Raw genomic sequence first — 21,054 nt, 5'->3', positions numbered from 1 at the left:
CGAGCCTAAATATAAATATAGACAATGAAACAATTCATATCTTTCATCCGAAAAGAGTTCTTCCATATCTTCCGCGACCGGCGCACGATGCTGATTCTGCTGGGCATGCCCATCGTGCAGATAATCCTTTTCGGTTTTGCCATCACCACCGAGGTGAAGAACGTGCGTGTGGCGGTGCTCGACCCGTCGAATGACGTAGTTACCCGCCGTATCATCGACCGCATGGATGCAAGCGAATACTTCACCGTCATCCGCCGCCTGCATTTTCCCGCCGATATGGAGGCTTCTTTCGGAAGAGGGGAGATTGACATGGCGCTTGTTTTCAGCGAGCGTTTCTCGGACAAGCTTTATACCGGCGAGGCGCGCGTGCAGCTTGTCTCCGACGCCACAGACCCCAATATGGCGACTATGCAGGCAGGCTATGCCGCAAACATCATCTCCTCTGCCGGGCAGGAGATGCTTCCGCCGGGAGTGCATGCCGCTGCCATTGTACCCCAGCTCAAGCTGCTGTACAATCCGCAGATGAAGAGTGCCTACAACTTCGTGCCGGGTGTCATGGGACTTATTCTGATGCTGATTTGCGCCATGATGACCTCCATCTCCATTGTGCGCGAGAAGGAGACGGGGACGATGGAGGTCCTGCTGGTTTCTCCCGTCAAACCGCTTTTCATCATTCTGGCAAAGGCGGTGCCCTATTTTGTGCTGTCGTTTGTCAACTTGACCACCATTCTTCTGCTTTCGGTCTATGTGCTCGATGTTCCCGTGGCGGGCAGCTTGTTCTGGCTGGTGGTGGTGTCGCTGCTATTCATCTTTGTCTCCCTGGCGCTGGGGCTGCTGATTTCCACGGTCACCCGGACGCAGGTTGCCGCCATGCTGGTGTCCGGACTGATGCTGATGATGCCCACCATGTTGCTTTCGGGCATGATATTCCCCATTGAGAGTATGCCCGTTATCCTGCAGGCCATTTCAGCTGTGCTTCCTGCACGCTGGTATATCCAGGCGGTGCGTAAGCTGATGATTGAGGGAGTGGATGTTTCGCTTGTGCTGATGGAGGTCGGCATACTTGCCACGATGGCGGTATTGCTGATAACGGTGAGTTTCAAGAAATTCAAGCATCGGCTTGAGTAAAGAGCGGATATGAATTTTATATTAATTATTCAGGCAGAAGAACATAAGGACAAAAGGATACGGGAAATCTGTTCTTTTGTTCTTATGTCTAAAATCTTTAAAATATCGTCTTATGATAAAGTTTCTCATTGAAAAGGAATTCAAGCAGTTGTTCCGCAACTCCTTCCTGCCCAAGCTGATTTTCATTTTCCCGTGCATGATTATGATACTGATGCCCTGGGCCGCCAATCTGGAGATAAAGAACATCAATCTGAATATAGTGGACAATGACCACAGCGTCTTGTCTCGCCGTCTGGTAGATAAAATCGGTGCATCCACTTATTTCTGCCTGACAGCGCTTCCCGATACATACGATGAGGCTTTGCTGGCCATTGAAGCAGGTTCGGCAGATGTCGTGCTGGAGATTCCCCGTGATTTCGAAAAGGATTGGGTGAAGGGAGAGGCGCCCCGTCTGCTGGTGGCGGCCAATGCCGTGAACGGCACGAAGGGCAGTCTGGGAGGATCCTACTTGTCTTCCATCATCAGTGACTATACCCGTGAACTGGGTTCGGAGTCGTCTTCGCAAGGGCTTGCCGGGAAGCCGCTTCCCCGGGTGGACATCACTACGCAGAACCTTTACAACCCCACGCTGAACTACAAGCTTTTCATGATTCCTGCCCTCATGGTAATGCTGCTGACGCTGATTTGCGGTTTTCTCCCTGCCCTCAATGTGGTGGGCGAGAAGGAGGCGGGCACCATCGAGCAGATAAATGTCACCCCCGTCGGCAAGTTCACTTTCATTGCCGCCAAGCTGATACCTTACTGGCTGATAGGTTTTGTGGTGCTGACCATCTGTTTCGTTCTGGCATGGGTACTTTACGGCATTCTGCCGGCGGGACATTTCCTCACTATCTACGGCATGGCGCTGTTTTTTCTACCGGTGGTGTCGGGGTTCGGGCTGGTCATATCCAATCATTCGACCACGTTGCAGCAGGCCATGTTTGTCATGTGGTTCTTCATGCTTATCCTTATTCTGATGAGTGGTCTTTTCACCCCTATCCACAGTATGCCTGAGTGGGCGCAATGGATTACGCGCATCAATCCGCTACGCTATTTTGTGGAGGTGATGCGTACCATCTATCTCCGTGGTGGCGGATTTGCCGAACTGCTTCCGCAACTGGGAGCCGTGTTGGTCTTTGCATTGGTCTTCAATCTGTGGGCGGTAAAAAGTTATAAGAAAAGTAGTTAACTGATTTTTCTTTATTATTATCCTATTTGGCTCTCTTTTTTGAAGAAGGGCTACACCATTTGCCTTGGATAGCTACACCCTTTTGTGTTTAAGGCTACACCATGAGGAGGAAAAGGTGTAGCCCTTTTATTATGGATAATAAAAGCTGTTTTTTGTGCGGAAAAAAAGGTGCAAGTAGTGATATGTATCTAATGATAAAGACAACTGTTATACTTGTCAATTAATTGATAGAGTTTATATGATATCTATCAGTTCCCTTATTGGAAAAAACTCTTATCTTTGTACGCGAATAAATAAATATCTTATACCAAAATGAATACACGAACTACTTATCTTGCCTCGAAACCGCATTATGAGATTCTTGACGGACTTCGTGGCGTGGCGGCTGTCATGGTTATTATCTTCCATCTTTTTGAAGCACATGCAGGTGGCAGCCATCTTACTCAAATTATCAATCATGGTTATCTGGCAGTGGATTTCTTCTTCATGCTTTCCGGTTTTGTTATCGGCTATGCTTATGATGACCGTTGGAACCGGATGACCGTGGGCACTTTCTTCAAACGCCGTATCATCCGCCTGCATCCTATGGTGATTATGGGAAGCATTGTGGGCGCTGCCTTTTTCTATTTTCAGGAGTCGCCTTGTTTTCCACCTATCGAGAATACGTCCATCGGAACAATGCTGCTGGTGATGTTGCTGGGCTGTACCTTGCTTCCTCTTCCGCTGAAGTTCGACATTCGCGGCTGGACGGAAATGCATCCGTTGAATGGCCCGGCATGGTCGCTCTATTATGAATATATCGGTAATATCCTGTATGCGTTGTTTGTACGCAAGTTCAATAAGGTGGCCCTGTCGGTGCTGGTATTTGTGGCAGGGTGTTTTACGGTGTACCGTTGTCTGACTGCTCCTGCCGGCGATATTGTGGGTGGTTGGGCCTTGAACTGGGAACAGCAGTATGTGGGTATGGTCCGGCTGATGTATCCGTTCTTCGGCGGATTGCTTCTGTCACGCCTCGGCTGGCTGATACGGCTTGAAAAGCGTGCTTTCTGGTGGTGCAGCCTGCTGATTGTGGTGGTTCTTTCCATTCCCCGTATCGGAGGTGAGGATGGTTACTGGATGAACGGGCTTTACGAGGCTTTCTGTATTATCTGCATCTTCCCGGTCATTGTTTCGATGGGAGCGGGCGGCAAGGTGACCGGTAAGCGCTCTACTGCCGTATGCAAGTTCCTGGGAGATATTTCCTATCCGATTTATATCACCCATTATCCGCTGGTATATACTTATACGGCTTGGGTATGCAACAATAACGCTACAATGGCGGAAGGTATCCCTTATATGATACTTACTTTCGTGGGAGCCGTTGTCCTTGCTTATGCTTGTTTGAAACTGTACGACGAACCGGTGCGCAAGTGGCTGACAGACCGTTTTCTGAAAGGGAAGAAGAAATAGTTCCGTATGGCTATGGATATAAAAAATCTCCCGTTGCATTATCTTGTGCAGCGGGAGATTTTCTTTTTAATGGTCGGGCGTTATTTTACGTCGATGAATTTCTTGGCCTTTTCTTTTTCTGCTTCTGTAAACTTAGGCAATGTAATGTTCAACACGCCGTTTTCTACATGGGCGCCAATCTTTTCCTTATCGACATCGTCCGGAAGAATCATGGTTTGCTGGAACTTGGTGTATGAGAATTCGCGGCGCAAGTAGCGGCCTTCCTTCTTTTCGTCCTTGTTGTTCTCTTCCTTGCTTTCTGTTTTCTTTTCCATGCTGATGACCAGATTGTTTTCTTCATCGATGTGAACGTTGAAGTCTTCTTTTGTCATACCGGGAGCAGCCAATTCAACTTTGTACTCTTTTGCTGTTTCGAATACGTTGATGGCAGGGGCGGTGGCATTTGCTTTTACCATCCAATCATTGTCAAAGAAATCATTAAAAATACTCGGTAACCAATTTTGGTTTCTTCTTACAGGCATCATAGTTATAGTCTCCTATTGTTTAAGTTAAACATGCTGTTTAGTTTTGAACTCCGGTTCTTTGTCTTCGGGTGTCTGCCTTTTGGGTTTTCACCATCCGTTTCTTGAACCGTCGTTCGCTAACAATATTGCAAACCTTATGCCAACCAGTTTTCACTGACTTTATTGACTATTTGTCATTGAAAAACTGACTTATTTGCTTATTTAATGCCATTTTGCTATCTTATTTATTAAAAATTGATAGATTTTCAGACTAATTTAAAACGCATTCTCCAACGCTTGGCTTCTTCGTCCCAATCGTGACTGATGATTTTGAAGGTTCCGATTTCTGATGTATTCTCCACATGTACTCCGATGCAGAGGCATTCGTCGTAATCGCCTACTTTCACGACACGTACCGTTTCCGAAGCACCATCGGGCAGGCGTTCCAAGTCGAAACGTCCTTGCGCTTCCTCTTGCGTAATGAATTCTGTTGTGACGGGCAGCTGTCGGGCGATTACCTCGTTTACGGCCTCTTCCAGCTTCTTTATTTCTTCTTCTGTGGGGCAGGCGGCAAGGAGATAGTCCAGCTTGCTCTTCTTCCGTTCTATGTGTGCTGATATGGAGCGGCCGCAACCGAATAACCTTATCATGGTCTGGTTGATGATGTGCTCCGTGGTGTGCATAGGAGGGTACTCCTGCTTGTTGTGGTCATTGAGATGAGGTTGTTGTTCCATGTATAATTTCAATAGTTGATATATATTTGATATTTTATCGTTTGAGGTTGGCCAGCACTTCTTCTTTCAGGATGCTGTATATATGTATATCTGTATATTCTCCAGAAGCCAGCAGTTCTCCGCAACGTTCTGTTCCCTCATGGACGAAACCGAGGCGAACCGGTACGGCGTTACTGGCTGCATTGCCCACGGCACAGCGAATTTGTATCCGCTTTATCTCTTTTTCTTGTACGGCCCACAGACACAGCTTGCGGACACTTTCAGTAATGATGCCCCGATGCTGGTATTCCGGCAGTAGCCAATAGCCGAGTTCTGTACGGTGGTTGTCGAAATCGGAGAAATGGAAACCTATCAGTCCGCAGATTTCATGTTGTTGGTTCCAAATACCGAATATTGGCTCATTTCGTTCGGCAGGAGTAGATAATACCTGACGTAAAAAAGCTTCTTCATCAGCTATTGTGCGCATATTATCCACAAATGGCAGCCATGTTCTTAAGTAGTCCCGGTGTGTGTCGATGGCATGGTAGATGGCTGCGGCATCTTCTATTCTGATTTCCTGCAGATAAATGTCCGGAAGGATGGGGAAGGAAATGGGAGAGGGGAGGATATGTACGTCTCCTGATTGGGACAGCTGTATCCTTTCCTTGATTTTTCCCCAGGCATGTGTATCGAACAGACAGCTTTCGCGCATGGTGTGATACATTTCCTTGAATCGGGACATGGGGATAGTGAAGCTCAATAAGTCCGCTTCGAAGTATGGGCGGACGGAGGGGTCGAAGAATCCCAGGAAAGTACGTTTCCCTTGTTTCCGGTTTTCAATGATGGTTTGGGTAATGACGGAACAGCAGCCGGAGCCGAATGGGGCTGCTACGGCATCCGATGCATTGTTGTCGAAGAAGGTCCATGTCGCCAGTCCGGATAGAATGTCGGGAGTTGGCAGGAACAGCAGTCCTTCCACTTCATCAAAGGAAGGTATCTTGTCTATGCGGGCAAAATGCAGATAGGCTTTGTCAGTTCTGGAAATCTGTAGCTCATTGACAAAATCTACCACCATTTCGGGAGTCTTCTTGTATTTCTCTTTCAAAGAGACAAACCCCGGGACGCGCTCGGGCATTTCAGTAAATCCGGTATAGAACTTGCCTCCTCCGCAGGTAATTGTTTTGTTGCTGAGACTGACGATTTTGCCGTCTCTGACTTGTTTCATGCATTTGAAGAGACAACCGGTTACTTTCTCTGTAGATGCCCCCATTCGGTCTGAATACCAAAAGGCGATGGGGAGTTCGGCGTGTTGGCCGAAAGCTTCCTGATAATTGGCAATAAATGTGTGTATATCCATGATGCTCGGATGATATTTATGATATGGTCTTTCTTTGGATTTTCCGTAAAGGTAATTCAATATTTTGATTCTTTTGCTTGCAGTATGCCTTTTTATCACTCTGCTTTCGAGCTTTTAATGATAGTAGAATAGGTTTTTATGGTATTTTAATTACTTTTGCATGAGGATTCTCAAAAAGTATTGCCTTTAACTAATCGGAAAGCCGGATGAAAAATATAATCATATTCTTGTGTCTTTGTACCATCTGTATGTGCCGCCTTCATGCTGCAGACAGCAGCCGGGCGGATTCTTTGCTGCTGAAACTGGACCAGGCGATAAAGGAGCGTCCCATATACATGGAGCAGAAAGAGCTGAAACTGGTGGAACTGAAAAGACAGTTGCATCGGCAGATACCGGATGAAGAACGTTTTGCCATTCTTGGCACATTGCTGGATGAGTACCGTTCGTTCAATACGGATTCTGCATTGCACATGGCCGAGGAAAGGGAACAGATAGCCATACGTCTTGGAAACCGGGAATACATAGACAATGCCCGCATGAATAAAGCAGATGTTTTGGGAATGACCGGTATGTATAAGGAAGTTATGGATTTGATGCGGAATATCCATATAGACCGGTTACCGGTGGATATCCATCCATATTATTACCATATCTACCGTACGGTCTATGGCCTTATGGCCGATTATGCCGTGACGGCATATGAAAAGAAGCTTTATACGGAGCTTACGGACAAATATCGTGATTCGTTGCTGTTGGTCAATAAAGATAATCTTCTGATACATACCTTGATTCAGTCCGACCAGTATAATGTACGCAATGAATATGACAAGGCCATCCGTTTGCTGACGGATTATCTGGCGCTGCAGAAGGACTATGAACACGACGTTGCGATTTGTGCCTATACTTTATCAGAGTCTTACCGGCTGAAAGGGGACAAAGAGAAGGAAAAGGAATACCTGATTGTTTCTGCTATGGCGGATATGAAAACCGCTGTCCGTGAATATATCTCTTTACGCAAGCTCGCCGTACTGCTTTACCAGGAAGGAGACATCGAGCGTGCCTATTCTTATGTAAAGATATGTATGGAAGATGCAGCCGCCTGCAATGCCCGGTTGCGCAAGCTGGAGATTCTGGAAATCTTTCCTATCATTAATGATGCTTACCAGCAAAAGACGGAGAAGCAGCAGGAGCAGATGAAATGGGCACTGGTATCTATCAGCCTGCTTTCACTTTTTCTGTTGCTTGCCATATTTTATGTATACAAGCAGATGAAGAAAGTGGCTGCCGCCCGCAGGGAAGTGATTGACGCCAACAAACGGTTGAAGGAGCTGAATGATGAGCTTCACCTTTCCAATGCACAACTCAAGGAGGCCAACCACAGCATTGCCGAAAACTCCTATCTGAAGGAGGAGTATATCGGCCGTTATATGGACCAGTGCTCGGTCTATTTGGAAAAGATGGACAATTACCGCCGGTCGCTGGGAAAGATTGCCGCTACCGGAAATGTGGAGGAACTCTACAAGAACATCAAGTCTTCTAAATTCATAGAGGGGGAATTAAAGGAATTCTATACCAACTTTGATAATACCTTCCTGCAGCTGTTTCCTACTTTTGTAGAAGACTTCAATGCCCTGCTTGCCGATGATGAGCAAATATCCTTGAAAGCCGGCGAACGGATGAATACAGAGTTGCGCATCTTTGCATTGATACGTTTGGGTATTACTGACAGCGTGAAGATAGCCCAATTCCTTCGATATTCTGTTACCACCATTTATAACTATCGTACGAAGGTTCGCAACAAGGCTGCCGGTGACCGCGACTTGTTGGAACAGGAAGTGATGACAATTGGCAAGTCGAAGAACTGAGAATAGGGGTTTTGAAGCTTGGAAGTGTCTCTTTTACGCTTATATTTTCACTACTTTTTTAGTTGGGTAATAATTTTATATATTATTGGTATATAGTGGTTTAAGTATTTTTGAATGATGTAAACCACTACTTTTTTACTCTTTCCTCCACTATTGGCTTCTCTTATCTGATACATTTGCATTGTCCCTCTTCGGAAAGAGTGACACATGTGATTTATGTTTTTATTATTAACTTTAAATTCTTATATTATGCAAAAGTACAAAATGCCAATCAGCAGGCTACGGATGATGGTTTGTCTGATAGGAATGTTACTTCCGATGTGCATGTTCGCACAGCAAATTACAGTACAAGGTGTAGTGAAAGACCAGACCGGTGAAACGGTTATTGGCGCCAGTGTAATGGAAAAAGGAACCACAAATGGGACAATAACCGGTATTGACGGTGATTTCTCTTTGAACATGTCTCCGAACGGTACTCTTGTCGTTTCATTTGTAGGCTATAAGACTCAAGAGGTGCAGGTGAAGGGACAGAAACAGCTTCAGGTAGTTTTGTCTGAAGATGCCGAAATGCTGGATGAAGTGGTGGTGATAGGGTATGGCACCATGAAGAAAAGCGACCTTACAGGAGCAGTGTCCTCCATCGGTAACAAGGATATCAAGGATTCCCCCGTATCCAATTTGGGACAAGCCATCCAGGGAAAAATCTCAGGTGTGCAGATTGTAGATGCCGGTAAACCGGGAGACAATGTATCCATCAAGATTCGTGGTTTGGGTTCTATCAACAACTGCGACCCGCTGGTCGTGATTGACGGAGTGCCTACCGACTTGGGCTTGTCTTCCTTAAATATGGCCGATGTGGAACGTTTGGATGTATTGAAGGATGCTTCGGCCACAGCCATCTACGGTTCCCGGGGAGCTAATGGAGTTGTGATGATTACCACCAAACGCGGTACGGAAGGAAAAGGAAAACTTGCTGTATCTGCCAATTACTCTTTCCAGAATGCTACGAACGTACCTTCTTTATTGAACGCGGCGCAGTATGCCGAGTTGAGTAATGACATGATGGTGAACAGTGGACGCAATCCTAATCCGGAATGGGCCAATCCTTCTGAATTGGGTGCAGGTACCGACTGGATGGATGAATTGCTCCGTACGGGTGTGATGCAGAACTATACGGTAAGTTATTCCGGCGGTAACGAGAAATCCCATTATTATGTGTCCGGTGGTTTTCTGGATCAGTCCGGTATCGTGAAGAGTGTGAATTACCGTCGCTTCACATTCCAGTCCAACAGTGATGCGCAAGTCTTGAAATGGTTGAAGTTCTCCAATAACATTACGTTCAGTGCCGATACGAAGAAGTCGGGCAGCTATAATATAGGTGATGCGCTGAAAGCGCTCCCCATTTATCCGGTGAAGAATGAAGATGGCAGTTGGAGTGGCCCTGATGGTAACTCGGAATGGTATGGCAGCACGCGCAACCCCATTGGACCGACGGAACTGAACAAGAGTCAGACTGATGGATATAACTTCCTGGCCAACTTGACGGCAGAACTTACTTTTACCAAATGGCTTAAGTTTAAAAGTACTTTCGGCTATGATGCCAAATTCTGGTTCATAGACAACTTTACCCCCAAGTATAACTGGAAACCCACTCCCACAGAGGAGACTTCACGTTATAAGAGCGATAACAAGTCGTTCACTTATTTGTGGGACAACTATTTCCTATTCGACCATACTTTTGCAGAAAAACATCGTGTGGGATTGATGGCCGGTATGTCTGCCCAATGGAACACCAACGACTACCTGAATGCGCAGAAGAATGTGTTTATGTTCGACAATGTGCACGAAATGGATAATGGCGAGGAAATGTATGCCATCGGTGGAAACGAGACAGAGTGGGCATTGCTCTCTTACATGGCACGTGTCAACTACTCTTACGAAGACCGCTATTTGCTGACTGCAACCATTCGTCGTGACGGTTCCAGCCGTTTCGGTAAGAAACATCGCTGGGGTACTTTCCCTTCCGTATCTGTGGCATGGCGTGCCTCTCAGGAAAAGTGGTTTCCAAAAAACGACTATATCAATGACCTGAAAGTGCGTGCGGGATACGGTGTGACCGGTAGCCAGGCAAGTGTTGGAAACTACAGCTATCTGGCATCCTACAATACCAGTGTATATCCTTTCGGCATTTCGAGCGGCAATCAGACAGCGCTGGTTTCTTCTACTCTCGCCAACCCGTATATCCATTGGGAAGAGGTGGCACAAACCAACATCGGTTTTGATGCCTCACTGTTCAATTCACGCGTTATGTTCTCGTTCGATGCTTATCTGAAGGAGACGAGAGACATGCTGGTAAAGGCGTCTATCCCTATCACATCGGGATTTGAAGATACTACAACCACGTATACCAATGCCGGAAAAGTACGTAATCAAGGTATTGAAATGAGTCTGCATACCATCAATCTTACCGGTGAACTGGGATGGGAAACGAACCTGACCGCCACTTACAACAAGAATAAAATTAAGGATTTGAACAGCGACGTTCCTTATTACATTAACCAAATCAATAACTCCTATGTAACGATGCTGGCAAAGGACTATCCCATTAATGTCTTCTACGGCTATGTTACGGACGGAATCTTCCAGAACCAGTCTGAAGTGAATACACATGCCGTGCAGCCGGGAGCTGAGCCGGGTGATATCCGTTTCAGGGATTTGAACAACGATGGTGTCATCAATGATAGTGACCGTACCGTCATCGGTAACCCGAACCCAAGTTGGCTGTTCTCCATGAACAATAGCCTTTCCTATAAGGGTTTCGAACTTTCTGTTTTCTTACAAGGTATAGCCGGAAATAAGATATACAATGCCAACAATATCGACAATACCGGTATGGCAGCTGCCTATAACCAGACTACCGACGTACTGAAGCGTTGGCAAGGAGAGGGGACCAGCAATTCGATGCCGCGTGCCGTGTTCGGCGACCCCAATCAGAATACACGCGTGTCAGACCGCTTTGTGGAGAATGGTTCTTATCTGCGTTTGAAGAATATCACACTCTCATACACTTTCCCGAAGCAGTGGTTACAGAAAGCCCAGATTGAAAATGCACGCCTTTCCCTATCTTGTGAGAATGTGGCTACCATCACCGGATATTCCGGTTTCGACCCTGAAGTGGGTATTAACGGAATAGACCAGAACCGTTACCCCATTTCCCGTACGTTCAGCTTAGGATTAAACTTTAACTTTTAATGATTGACTCGGATATGAAAAAGATAACAAATTTACTATATATGCTGGCAGTATTGCTGCTGGCTTCCTGCAGCGACTTTCTGGACAAGTCTCCTAAAAATACGGTTGACCCGGAAACGACGGTGACCGATGATGTGGCCATTGCTCTGACCAATGCCTGCTATCGCACCCTTCAGTCTTCCAATATGTACAACCAGCGTATCTGGACACTGGATATTGTGGCGGGTAACAGTTTGGTGGGTGCCGGTGGCGGTACCGACGGCCTTGAAACGATACAAGCTTCTAACTTCATAACGCAGAGCGACAATGGCATGGCATTGTACATGTGGCGTTCTCCCTGGGTGGGGATAGGACAATGCAACATTGTGTTGAATAGTCTTCTGGAGGCTGAAGCTGTGTCAGAGAGAATCAAGAACCGCTGTCTGGGAGAGGCTTATTTTCTCCGTGCACATTATTACTATGTATTGGTACGTCTGTACGGTGGTGTTCCACTGCGTTTGGCTCCTTATAATCCGGGAGAACCGACAGACATTGCACGCGCTACAGTCGAAGAGACTTATGCCCAGATAATTTCCGATTGTAAGAATGCGGTTGACCTGCTTCCTGCCAAGTCTTCTTACGACGACGAGAACGTGGGACGTGCCTGCAAAGATGCAGCTTTGGCCATGTTGGCAGATATTTATCTGACGCTGGCTCCTAATCATACGGAATATTATCAGGAGGTGTCTGATTTGTGTGATGAGATAACAAATTTGGGGTATGACCTTTCTTCCTGCAAGTATGAGGATAATTTCGATGCATTGGTCAATAACGGGCCGGAATCTTTGTTCGAGGTCCAGTATTCGGGCAATACGGAATATGATTTTTGGGGAAACAATCCGCAGTCTTCCTGGCTTTCTACTTTCATGGGTCCCCGTAATTCGGACTTTGTTGCCGGCAGTTATGGCTGGAACCAGCCTACAAAAGAATTTGTGGGTCAATATGAGAGCGGTGACAAACGTAAGGATTTGACCGTGCTTTATGCCGGATGTCCGGATTTTGACGGTAAGGCTTACAAAAGCTCTTATTCCAATACGGGATACAATGTACGCAAGTTTCTGGTGTCGAAAACGGTTTCTCCGGAATACAATACCAATCCTGCCAACTTCGTGATTTATCGTTATGCGGACGTCCTGCTGAAGAAGGCCGAAGCTTTGAATGAAATGGGACGCCCTGACCAGGCTGCCGTGCCTTTGAATATTGTACGTAAGCGTGCCGGACTGCCGGAGGTTTCGGGCTTGTCACAGGAAACCATGCGTGAAAAGATTATCCATGAGCGCCGCATGGAACTAGCTTTCGAAGGGCATCGCTGGTTCGACATGATTCGTGTCAACAATGGAGAGTATGCCATTAAATTCCTGCATTCCATTGGAAAGAGCAACGTGAACAAGAACCGCTTGCTGTTCCCTATTCCGCAGACGGAGATGGATGCTAATACCTTAATGGTGCAGAACCCGGGTTATTAATTAATTTAATCAGAAGAATATGAAGAAATATATTTCACACCTTGTATTTGCCTTACTGGGCTGTGCAGCCTTATCTGCTTGTGTAGATGATGATTACATGGAATTGGATAAAGGACAGAATGAACTTGTACTGACGGCCAGCAAGACGGAAGTTGTTTTGAATGAGCAGGCACATGCCGATGATGCCCTGGAGCTTTCCTGGACTACGGGAACCAATTATGGGACGGGTAATAAAATTTCCTATACGCTGGAATTGACCAAGACCGGCAGTGATTTTGCAGATTCTTATGTAGCTGTGGAGAATGCCGTACAAGAATACTCATGGAAAAAGAGCGTGGAGGAATTGAATGACATCCTACGCAACCATTTTGGGGCAACTGCCGGGGAGAACATTTCGTTGGAAGCGCGCTTGACAGCTACTGTAACAGAACGGGACGAAAAACAGGTGTCTACCACTGCTTTCAGTGTTACAGCCTATAAACCGCTCACATCCACCCTTTATCTGATAGGTAGTGCCACTCCGGGCGGCTGGAGTGCCGATGATGCGACAGAGATGACCCGCAAGGACAATGGTATCTTTACATGGACGGGCCGGCTTGTGGCCGGTGAGTTTAAGTTCATCACGACCTTAGGCTCATTCCTGCCCTCTTACAACAAAGGAACAGATGGATTGCTGGTTCTTCGTAGCAGTGATGACCAGCCGGATGAACCTTTTGTTGTCGAAGAAGACCATAATTACATCGTCGAAGCCAATCTGTTTACCGGTGTTCTTACATTGACCCAGACAGAGACGTTGGCACCTGCCTACGACCAGCTTTATTTTGTGGGTAACGCTACGGATTGGGGATTCGTGAAGATGAAACAAGATGTGCTCGATCCATACTTGTTCCGCTTCGGCAAGTTCTTTGAAGTAGGCAAAGGAGGGGAATTCAAGTTCGGAACCTCCGATGGAAGTTGGGAGAACATGTATAAGGCCAAGAATGCCGATGCTGCTTATACCGATACAGAAGTGGTGTTTGTGAAAGGGTTCGACCCGGACAATAAATGGGTGCTGAAAGACGGGGAATGCGGCAAGGCCTACAAGATTTGCATGGATATCCGTAGTGGTAAGGAACGCATGATGATGAGCGAATTTACTCCGTATGAGATGATTTATATGGTAGGTGATGCTACTCCGGCCGGTTGGACGATTGGTGATGCTACGCCGATGCAGACAACGGATAATCCGTATGTGTTTACTTGGAAAGGTACGCTGAATGCCGGTGAGTTGAAATTTACTTGTGATAAGCAGGAAGATTGGAATGGAGCTTGGTTCATGCCGGCTGTAGCAGACAAACAGCCTGCAGGAGAAACAGAACCGATGCTTTTCCTTGATAAATCAGACGAAGCGTTCAAAGCGCAATATCTGGACGTGATGGTAGGCGGCATCGACCAGAAGTGGAAGATTACGACAGCAGGTTCCTATCTGATTACTTTGAATCAGCTGGAAGAGACAATTTCAATCGTGAAACAATAGGTATCTACAATAGATGAAGAAGATAGTTTATACAACAATGGTAGCCTTGCTGCTGGTTGCATGCAGCAAGGAGAGTGATGATACCGGTAGCGGTACCGGTGGAGGCGGAGAGAGTGGAGGGGTTACGGAAGTAACCCCAGTCACCTCGGACTTGACGGTCAATCTCACTACCGACAAGGCATGTTACCGGCCGGGCGAGAGTGTTTCTTTTACAGCTGACGCCCTTCCTGCCGGAGCTAAAATCCGCTACCGGACAATGGACAAGGTTGTATCGGAGCAGGCTGCTGTCGGTACTACTTGGACTTGGACTGCTCCGGCAACCGATTATACCGGTTATCTGGTGGATGTATACCGTACAAAAGAGAATGGAACAGAGGTTATTCTTGGTACTATTGCCGTAGATGTATCCAGTGACTGGACACGTTTTCCACGTTATGGTTTCGTTGCCACTTTTGATGCTTCGAAAAAGGTGGATGGAGTGATAGAGAAGGAGATGGCTTTCCTGAACCGTTGCCACATTAACGGGGTACAGTTTCAGGATTGGCACAACAAGCATCATTGGCCGTTGGGCGGTACGCGTGAGCATCTGGACGAGGTCTATAAGGACATTGCCAACCGGGAGGTCTATACCGAGGTAGTGAAGAAGTATATCTCTACACAACACAGCCTGGGCATGAAGTCCATGTTTTACAATCTATGTTTCGGAGCTTTGGACGATGCCGTTTCCGACGGAGTAAAGGAAGAATGGTACATATTCAAGAACACGGGACGCATGGATAAGGATTCGCATGACTTGCCCTCCAGTTGGAAAAGTAATATCTTCCTGCTCAATCCCACCAATACGGAATGGCAGGCATATATTGCCCAGAAAAACGATGATGTTTATGCCAATCTGGACTTTGACGGTTATCAGATAGACCAACTGGGAAACCGGGGTGACCGCTATGACTATGATGGCAATAAGGTAAATCTGCCTAAGGGATATGCCTCGTTCATCGAAGCCATGAAACAGAAGCATCCGGACAAGCGTTTGGTGATGAATGCCGTCTCCAGCTATGGAGCTTCCCAGATAGCTGGTACGGGTAAAGTGGATTTCCTTTATAATGAAGTATGGGGCGATGAGGCAGGCTTCAAGGATCTGCACACCATTATCAAAGCGAACGACCAGTATGGCAACCATGCCTTGAAAACGGTGTTTGCCGCATATATGAACTATGACAAGGCAGGTAGCAGTACCGGTGAGTTCAATACACCGGGTGTGCTGCTGACGGATGCTGTGATATTTGCTTTGGGAGGCTCTCATTTGGAATTGGGTGACCACATGCTATGCCGCGAGTACTTTCCAAGCACGGCTTTGCAGATGAACGATGTACTGAAAACAGCCATGATTCGTTATTATGACTTTATGACGGCTTATCAGAACCTGCTTCGTGATAAAGATACGGAGGCGGAGATTTCCGTTTCTCTGAACTGTACGGATGCTGCGCGGAATCTTTCTCTGAATGCATGGCCGCCGCAGAAGTCTGCCATCACTGTATATGCCAAGAATGTAAATGGCAGGCAAGTCATTCATCTGCTCAACTTCCTCAATGCGGATAACTTAAGCTGGAGGGATTTGAACGGAACAATGCCCGAACCGCGTCTGGTGTCCGACGTGCCGTTGAAGATGAATGTTTCCGGTAAAGTGAACAAGATATGGGTTGCATCGCCCGATTTCCATGCCGGTGCTTCGCAGGAACTGTCATTCGAACAGAAGGACGGCACGGTTACCTTTATCTTGCCTTTGCTGAAGTACTGGAGCATGCTTGTGATGGAATAAGAGTATCCAATAAAGGAACAAACAGATTATAGTAATGAAGAAATATATATTTTTATTTTTTGCCGTCTGTGCATTTTCAGTATATGCGAATGCACAGAACCGCACCGGAGACTGCACTTCCTATACCAGTGATGACCGGAGTGTGACCTTCTATTTAAATGACAGTTCTGCCATACAATTACGTCTGTGTAGCCAGTCTACGGTACGTATATGGTTTTCTCCCGACGGTAGTTTCCAGCGGAGTAATCCTTCCTTTGCCGTCGTCAATGAGGACTTGGAGGATGTCGGTACCGTCCATGTGGACGAGCAGAATGCCTGCTACGAGATTTTTACCCCTAAACTCCGTATCCGGGTAAACAAGTCTCCGTTTAACTTACAGATATTCGACAAGTATCAGAAACTGCTGTTCAGTGATTATGCCGATAAGGGGCATATCAGTAACGGGCAGCGCAAATTGGAATACAAGACCCTCCGTCGTGACGAACACTTCTTCGGCTTGGGAGAAAAGACCGGCAAGCTGGACCGTCGCGGCGAAGCCTACAAGATGTGGAACAGTGACAAGCCTTGTTATAGTGCCGTTGAGGACCCGCTCTACAAGAGTATTCCGTTCTTTATGAGCAGTTATCGTTATGGTATTTTCCTGGACAATACGTATAAAACCGAATTTAAGTTTGGTACGGAAAGCCGCGATTACTACAGTTTCGAGGCTCCTGGGGGAGAGATGATTTATTATTTCATCTTCGGGAAGGATTATAAGGAAATCATGAAACAATATGTCGACCTGACGGGAAAACCCATAATGCCTCCTAAATGGGCATTGGGCTTTGCACAATGCCGGGGACTGCTGACGAGCGAGAAATTGTCTTATGAAATAGCTGAAGGCTATCGTAAGCGCGGAATTCCTTGTGATGTTATTTACCAGGACATAGGCTGGACACAGTATTTGCAGGATTTTGAGTGGCGGAAAGGGAACTACGAGAATCCGAAAAAGATGCTTGCAGACCTCAAGGATATGGGCTTCAAGGTGGTGGTTTCGCAAGATCCGGTCATTTCACAAGCCAATAAGCGGCAATGGGAGGAAGCCGATAGGTTAGGGTATCTGGTAAAGGACTCCACCAACGGCAGGAGTTATGACATGCCCTGGCCCTGGGGCGGTAATTGTGGCGTAGTGGACTTCACCCTTCCTGCTGTGGCAGACTGGTGGGGAGCTTATCAGCAGAAGCCCATTGATGATGGCATTGCCGGTTTCTGGACTGATATGGGTGAACCTGCCTGGAGCAATGAGGAGCAGACGGAACGCCTGGTGATGAAACACCATTTGGGCATGCATGATGAGATTCACAATGTTTATGGTCTTACGTGGGATAAGGTGGTGAAGGAGCAGTTTGAAAAACGGAATCCTAACCGTCGCGTATTTCAGATGACACGTGCCGCTTTTGCGGGCTTGCAACGCTATACTTTCGGCTGGACCGGTGACTGTGGAAACGGTGATGACGTGACGCAGGGTTGGGGACAGATGGCCAATCAGATTCCGGTACTGTTGTCTGCCGGTTTGGGAATTATTCCTTTTACTACTTGTGACATTACCGGTTATTGCGGAGATATAGAGGATTATCCTGCGATGGCTGAACTTTATACGCGGTGGATACAGATGGGCGCTTTCAATCCCCTGAGCCGCATTCATCATGAGGGCAACGTGGCTGTGGAGCCGTGGCTGTTCGGCGAAGAGGCCGAGAAGAATGCCAAGGCAGCCATCGAATTGAAGTATCGTCTTTTGCCTTATATCTATACGTATGCCCGCGAAGCACACGAAACGGGGTTGCCTCTCATGCGACCGATGTTTCTGGAATATCCGGCAGATATGGAAACGTTCTCTACGGATGCCCAGTTCATGTTTGGCAGCGAACTGCTGGTTGCTCCGGTGGTAAAGAAAGGAGCGCGAAACAAGAATGTGTATCTTCCTGAAGGAACTTGGATTGACTACAACAACAAACACACAGCATATAGCGGTGAGCAATGGATGACGGTGGATGCTCCCCTCAATACTATTCCTATGTTTGTAAAGCAGGGAAGTATCATACCTCAAATGCCGGTCATGAACTATACGGATGAGAAACCGGTCTATCCGGTTACGTTTGAGATATTTCCTGCTGCAGCGGGCAGTGAAACTACCTTCTCGCTTTATGAAGATGCAGGAACTGATTTAGGATATTTGCGTGGAGAGTTCATGCGCACTCCTATTACTTGCCAGACTACCGACACAGGCTATACGCTGAAAGTAGGTACACGGACCGGTGAGAAATATAGCTTACCCGGCCAACGAAACCTGATGTTCTGCATCTATACGGAACAGATGCCGAAAACAGCTTTGCTGGACGGTCAGAAAATCAAGAAAACGAATGTCGGAAAGCTGGAAGAAAATCGGGAGACAGAGTTTACGATAACTGCCTGGTGTCCCGACAAGAAGCAGGGGACCTGCCTGCTGAGGTTGCCGGATGATGGAAAGGAACATATCATTGAGTTTGTCTATTAACACAAAAAACATATCATTATTATGAAGAAATTTGTACTTAGCGCAGCTTTGCTTTTTTCTGCCCTGGCGGGGAATGCTGAAGGCATTTCATCCCCTTCGGGCATGGTGAAGCTGGATTTTGAACTGACAAAAGACGGGAGACTAGCCTATCAGGTGGATTATAAAGGGACTCCCGTCATCAATCCCAGTACGTTGGGATTGGAACTGAAAGGAGCTACCAGCCTGATGGATGGTTTCAAAGTAGTAAAGACTTCTACTTCCACTTTCGATGAAACCTGGCAACCGGTGTGGGGGGAAACAAAAGATATCCGCAACCACTACAACGAATTGCTGGTAGAACTTGAACAACCGTCTACCACTCGTTTTATGAATATCCGTTTTCGGGTATATGATGACGGCGTGGGATTCCGTTATGAGTTTCCGCAACAGAAGAATCTGGTTTATTTTGTGATAAAGGAAGAGCATTCCCGGTTTGCCATGACCGGCGACCATACTGCCTGGTGGATTCCGGGAGATTATGATACCCAGGAATATGATTACACGGAGTCCAAACTCTCTGAAATCCGTGGACTGCTGCAGGGAGCTGTGAGTGACAATGCGTCACAAACTGTCTTTTCGCCGACAGGTGTCCAGACTTCCATACAGCTTAAAACAGCTGATGGAGTGTACCTTAACCTGCACGAGGCAGCCTTGGTGGACTACTCTTGCATGCATCTCAACCTGGATGACAAGAACCTCGTTTTTGAATCCTGGCTGACTCCGGATGCTCAAGGAAATAAAGGGTATATGCAGTCTCCCTGCCATACTCCCTGGCGTACGGTCATAGTCAGTGATGATGCCCGCGAGATACTGGCCTCCAATTTGATTCTCAATCTGAATGAGCCTTGTAAGTATGATGATACCTCCTGGATTAAGCCGGTGAAATATGTCGGCGTATGGTGGGAAATGATTGCAGGGGGAAAGCCCTGGGCATATACTTTTGACCTCCCTTCTGTGAAACTGGATGATACGGACTATTCCAAGGTGAAACCGAACGGCATTCATCCGGCCAACACGGCTAATGTGAAGAAGTACATAGACTTTGCTGCCGAACACGGTTTTGACCAGGTATTGGTGGAGGGTTGGAATACGGGTTGGGAAGACTGGTTCGGTAATTCCAAGGATTATGTTTTCGATTTCGTGACTCCTTATCCCGATTTTGACATCAAGTATCTGAATGAATATGCTCATTCCAAGGGTGTCCGTCTGATGATGCACCATGAAACATCGGCTTCCGTCCGTAACTATGAGCGGCACATGGAAGCTGCCTACCGTCTGATGAATAAATATGGATATAATTCGGTAAAGAGTGGCTACGTAGGCAATATGATTCCCCGTGGCGAGCATCACTATGGACAATGGATGAACAACCATTACCTATACGCCGTGACCGAAGCTGCCAAACACAAGATAATGGTCAATGCCCATGAAGCGGTACGTCCGACCGGTTTATGCCGTACCTATCCCAATCTGATAGGCAATGAATCTGCCCGAGGCACGGAGTACGAGGCTTTTGCCGGTAACAAGCCCTTCCACACAACGGTACTTCCGTTTACCCGTTTGCAGGGTGGTCCGATGGACTATACGCCCGGTATCTTTGAAATGGACATCAATAAGTTGAATCCGAACAGCCATACGCATGCCAATACTACCTTGGCGCGTCAGCTGGCACTTTATGTCACTATGTACAGCCCTCTACAAATGGCTGCCGACCTTCCTGAGAATTATGAGCGTTTCATGGATGCTTTCCAGTTCATCAAAGATGTGGCTGTGGATTGGGACGACAGCCGCTATCTGGAAGCTGAGCCGGGACGTTACATCACTGTTGCCCGTAAGGCAAAAGGTACGAATGACTGGTTTATCGGTTGCACCAGCAGTGAGCACGGACATGCTTCAACTCTGAAACTGGACTTCCTGGATGCAGACAAGCAGTATATTGCAACCGTCTATGCCGATGCAAAAGATGCCGATTATAAAACAAATCCGCAAGCTTATGTTATCCGTAAAGGTATCGTTTCTCCCAAAACGGTCTTGAAACTGAAAGCTGCTTCCGGTGGTGGCTATGCCATCAGCATCATGGAGGTGAAAGATAAATCTGTATTGAAGGGACTGAAGAGGCTTTCCGGGAATATCTGATTTACGGGCAT

13 protein-coding genes are annotated in these 21,054 nt (G+C 46.9%); 10 read left to right on the top strand and 3 right to left on the bottom strand.

What is annotated here, in order from left to right:
- The first annotated feature begins 24 nt into the window (after nucleotides 1-24).
- From DW096_RS03035 to DW096_RS03025, 3 genes are all read left to right on the top strand, one after another.
- The gene (locus tag DW096_RS03035) at nucleotides 25-1,128 is read left to right on the top strand and encodes an ABC transporter permease (RefSeq protein WP_118931223.1); all 1,104 of its coding nucleotides are present in this window, start codon (nucleotides 25-27) and stop codon (nucleotides 1,126-1,128) included.
- 112 nt (nucleotides 1,129-1,240) lie between these two features.
- Nucleotides 1,241-2,356, top strand: a complete 1,116-nt coding sequence (locus DW096_RS03030; protein ID WP_005827641.1) for an ABC transporter permease — start codon at nucleotides 1,241-1,243, stop codon at nucleotides 2,354-2,356.
- Between the two features lie 312 nt (nucleotides 2,357-2,668).
- Nucleotides 2,669-3,805: an acyltransferase gene (locus DW096_RS03025; protein WP_005827644.1), complete on the top strand. Its 1,137-nt coding sequence runs from the start codon at nucleotides 2,669-2,671 to the stop codon at nucleotides 3,803-3,805.
- A gap of 80 nt (nucleotides 3,806-3,885) precedes the next feature.
- Here the strand turns inward: DW096_RS03025 and DW096_RS03020 are convergent, their stop codons facing one another.
- From DW096_RS03020 to DW096_RS03010, 3 genes are all read right to left on the bottom strand, one after another.
- Nucleotides 3,886-4,329, bottom strand: coding sequence for an Hsp20/alpha crystallin family protein (locus DW096_RS03020; protein WP_005827646.1), 444 nt, complete (start codon nucleotides 4,327-4,329; stop codon nucleotides 3,886-3,888).
- Nucleotides 4,330-4,574: 245 nt separating this feature from the next.
- A complete protein-coding gene (locus DW096_RS03015) occupies nucleotides 4,575-5,042 on the bottom strand; it encodes a hypothetical protein (RefSeq protein WP_005827650.1) in 468 nt (155 codons plus the stop codon).
- 34 nt (nucleotides 5,043-5,076) lie between these two features.
- Nucleotides 5,077-6,378, bottom strand: coding sequence for a GNAT family N-acetyltransferase (locus tag DW096_RS03010; protein ID WP_081028991.1), 1,302 nt, complete (start codon nucleotides 6,376-6,378; stop codon nucleotides 5,077-5,079).
- A gap of 206 nt (nucleotides 6,379-6,584) precedes the next feature.
- On the opposite strand from DW096_RS03010, the gene DW096_RS03005 reads away from it, so the two are divergent.
- The 7 genes from DW096_RS03005 (at nucleotide 6,585) to DW096_RS02975 (ending at nucleotide 21,043) form a co-directional block, all read left to right on the top strand.
- A complete protein-coding gene (locus tag DW096_RS03005) occupies nucleotides 6,585-8,243 on the top strand; it encodes a DUF6377 domain-containing protein (protein WP_008664452.1) in 1,659 nt (552 codons plus the stop codon).
- A gap of 249 nt (nucleotides 8,244-8,492) precedes the next feature.
- Entirely contained in the window at nucleotides 8,493-11,495 is a 3,003-nt protein-coding gene (locus DW096_RS03000) for a TonB-dependent receptor (RefSeq protein ID WP_005827660.1), read from the top strand.
- A gap of 14 nt (nucleotides 11,496-11,509) precedes the next feature.
- Nucleotides 11,510-13,000, top strand: a complete 1,491-nt coding sequence (locus DW096_RS02995) for a RagB/SusD family nutrient uptake outer membrane protein (protein ID WP_158589290.1) — start codon at nucleotides 11,510-11,512, stop codon at nucleotides 12,998-13,000.
- 19 nt (nucleotides 13,001-13,019) lie between these two features.
- Nucleotides 13,020-14,516, top strand: a complete 1,497-nt coding sequence (locus tag DW096_RS02990; protein ID WP_005827666.1) for a SusF/SusE family outer membrane protein — start codon at nucleotides 13,020-13,022, stop codon at nucleotides 14,514-14,516.
- A 13-nt stretch (nucleotides 14,517-14,529) separates the two neighbouring features.
- On the top strand, nucleotides 14,530-16,335 hold the full coding sequence (locus tag DW096_RS02985) for a glycoside hydrolase family 66 protein (protein WP_005827668.1): 1,806 nt from the start codon (nucleotides 14,530-14,532) through the stop codon (nucleotides 16,333-16,335).
- 34 nt (nucleotides 16,336-16,369) lie between these two features.
- A complete protein-coding gene (locus tag DW096_RS02980) occupies nucleotides 16,370-18,868 on the top strand; it encodes a glycoside hydrolase family 31 protein (protein WP_005827670.1) in 2,499 nt (832 codons plus the stop codon).
- A gap of 21 nt (nucleotides 18,869-18,889) precedes the next feature.
- Complete coding sequence (locus tag DW096_RS02975) at nucleotides 18,890-21,043, top strand: glycoside hydrolase family 97 protein (RefSeq protein ID WP_120028667.1); 2,154 nt, start codon at nucleotides 18,890-18,892, stop codon at nucleotides 21,041-21,043.
- Nucleotides 21,044-21,054: the final 11 nt, after the last annotated feature.

This window comes from Bacteroides sp. AM07-18 (genome assembly GCF_003602695.1).
Taxonomy (GTDB): Bacteria; Bacteroidota; Bacteroidia; order Bacteroidales; family Bacteroidaceae; genus Bacteroides; species Bacteroides uniformis.
Note: the sequence above shows the minus strand (reverse complement) of the source record. Positions and strands in the feature narration are given on the sequence as shown.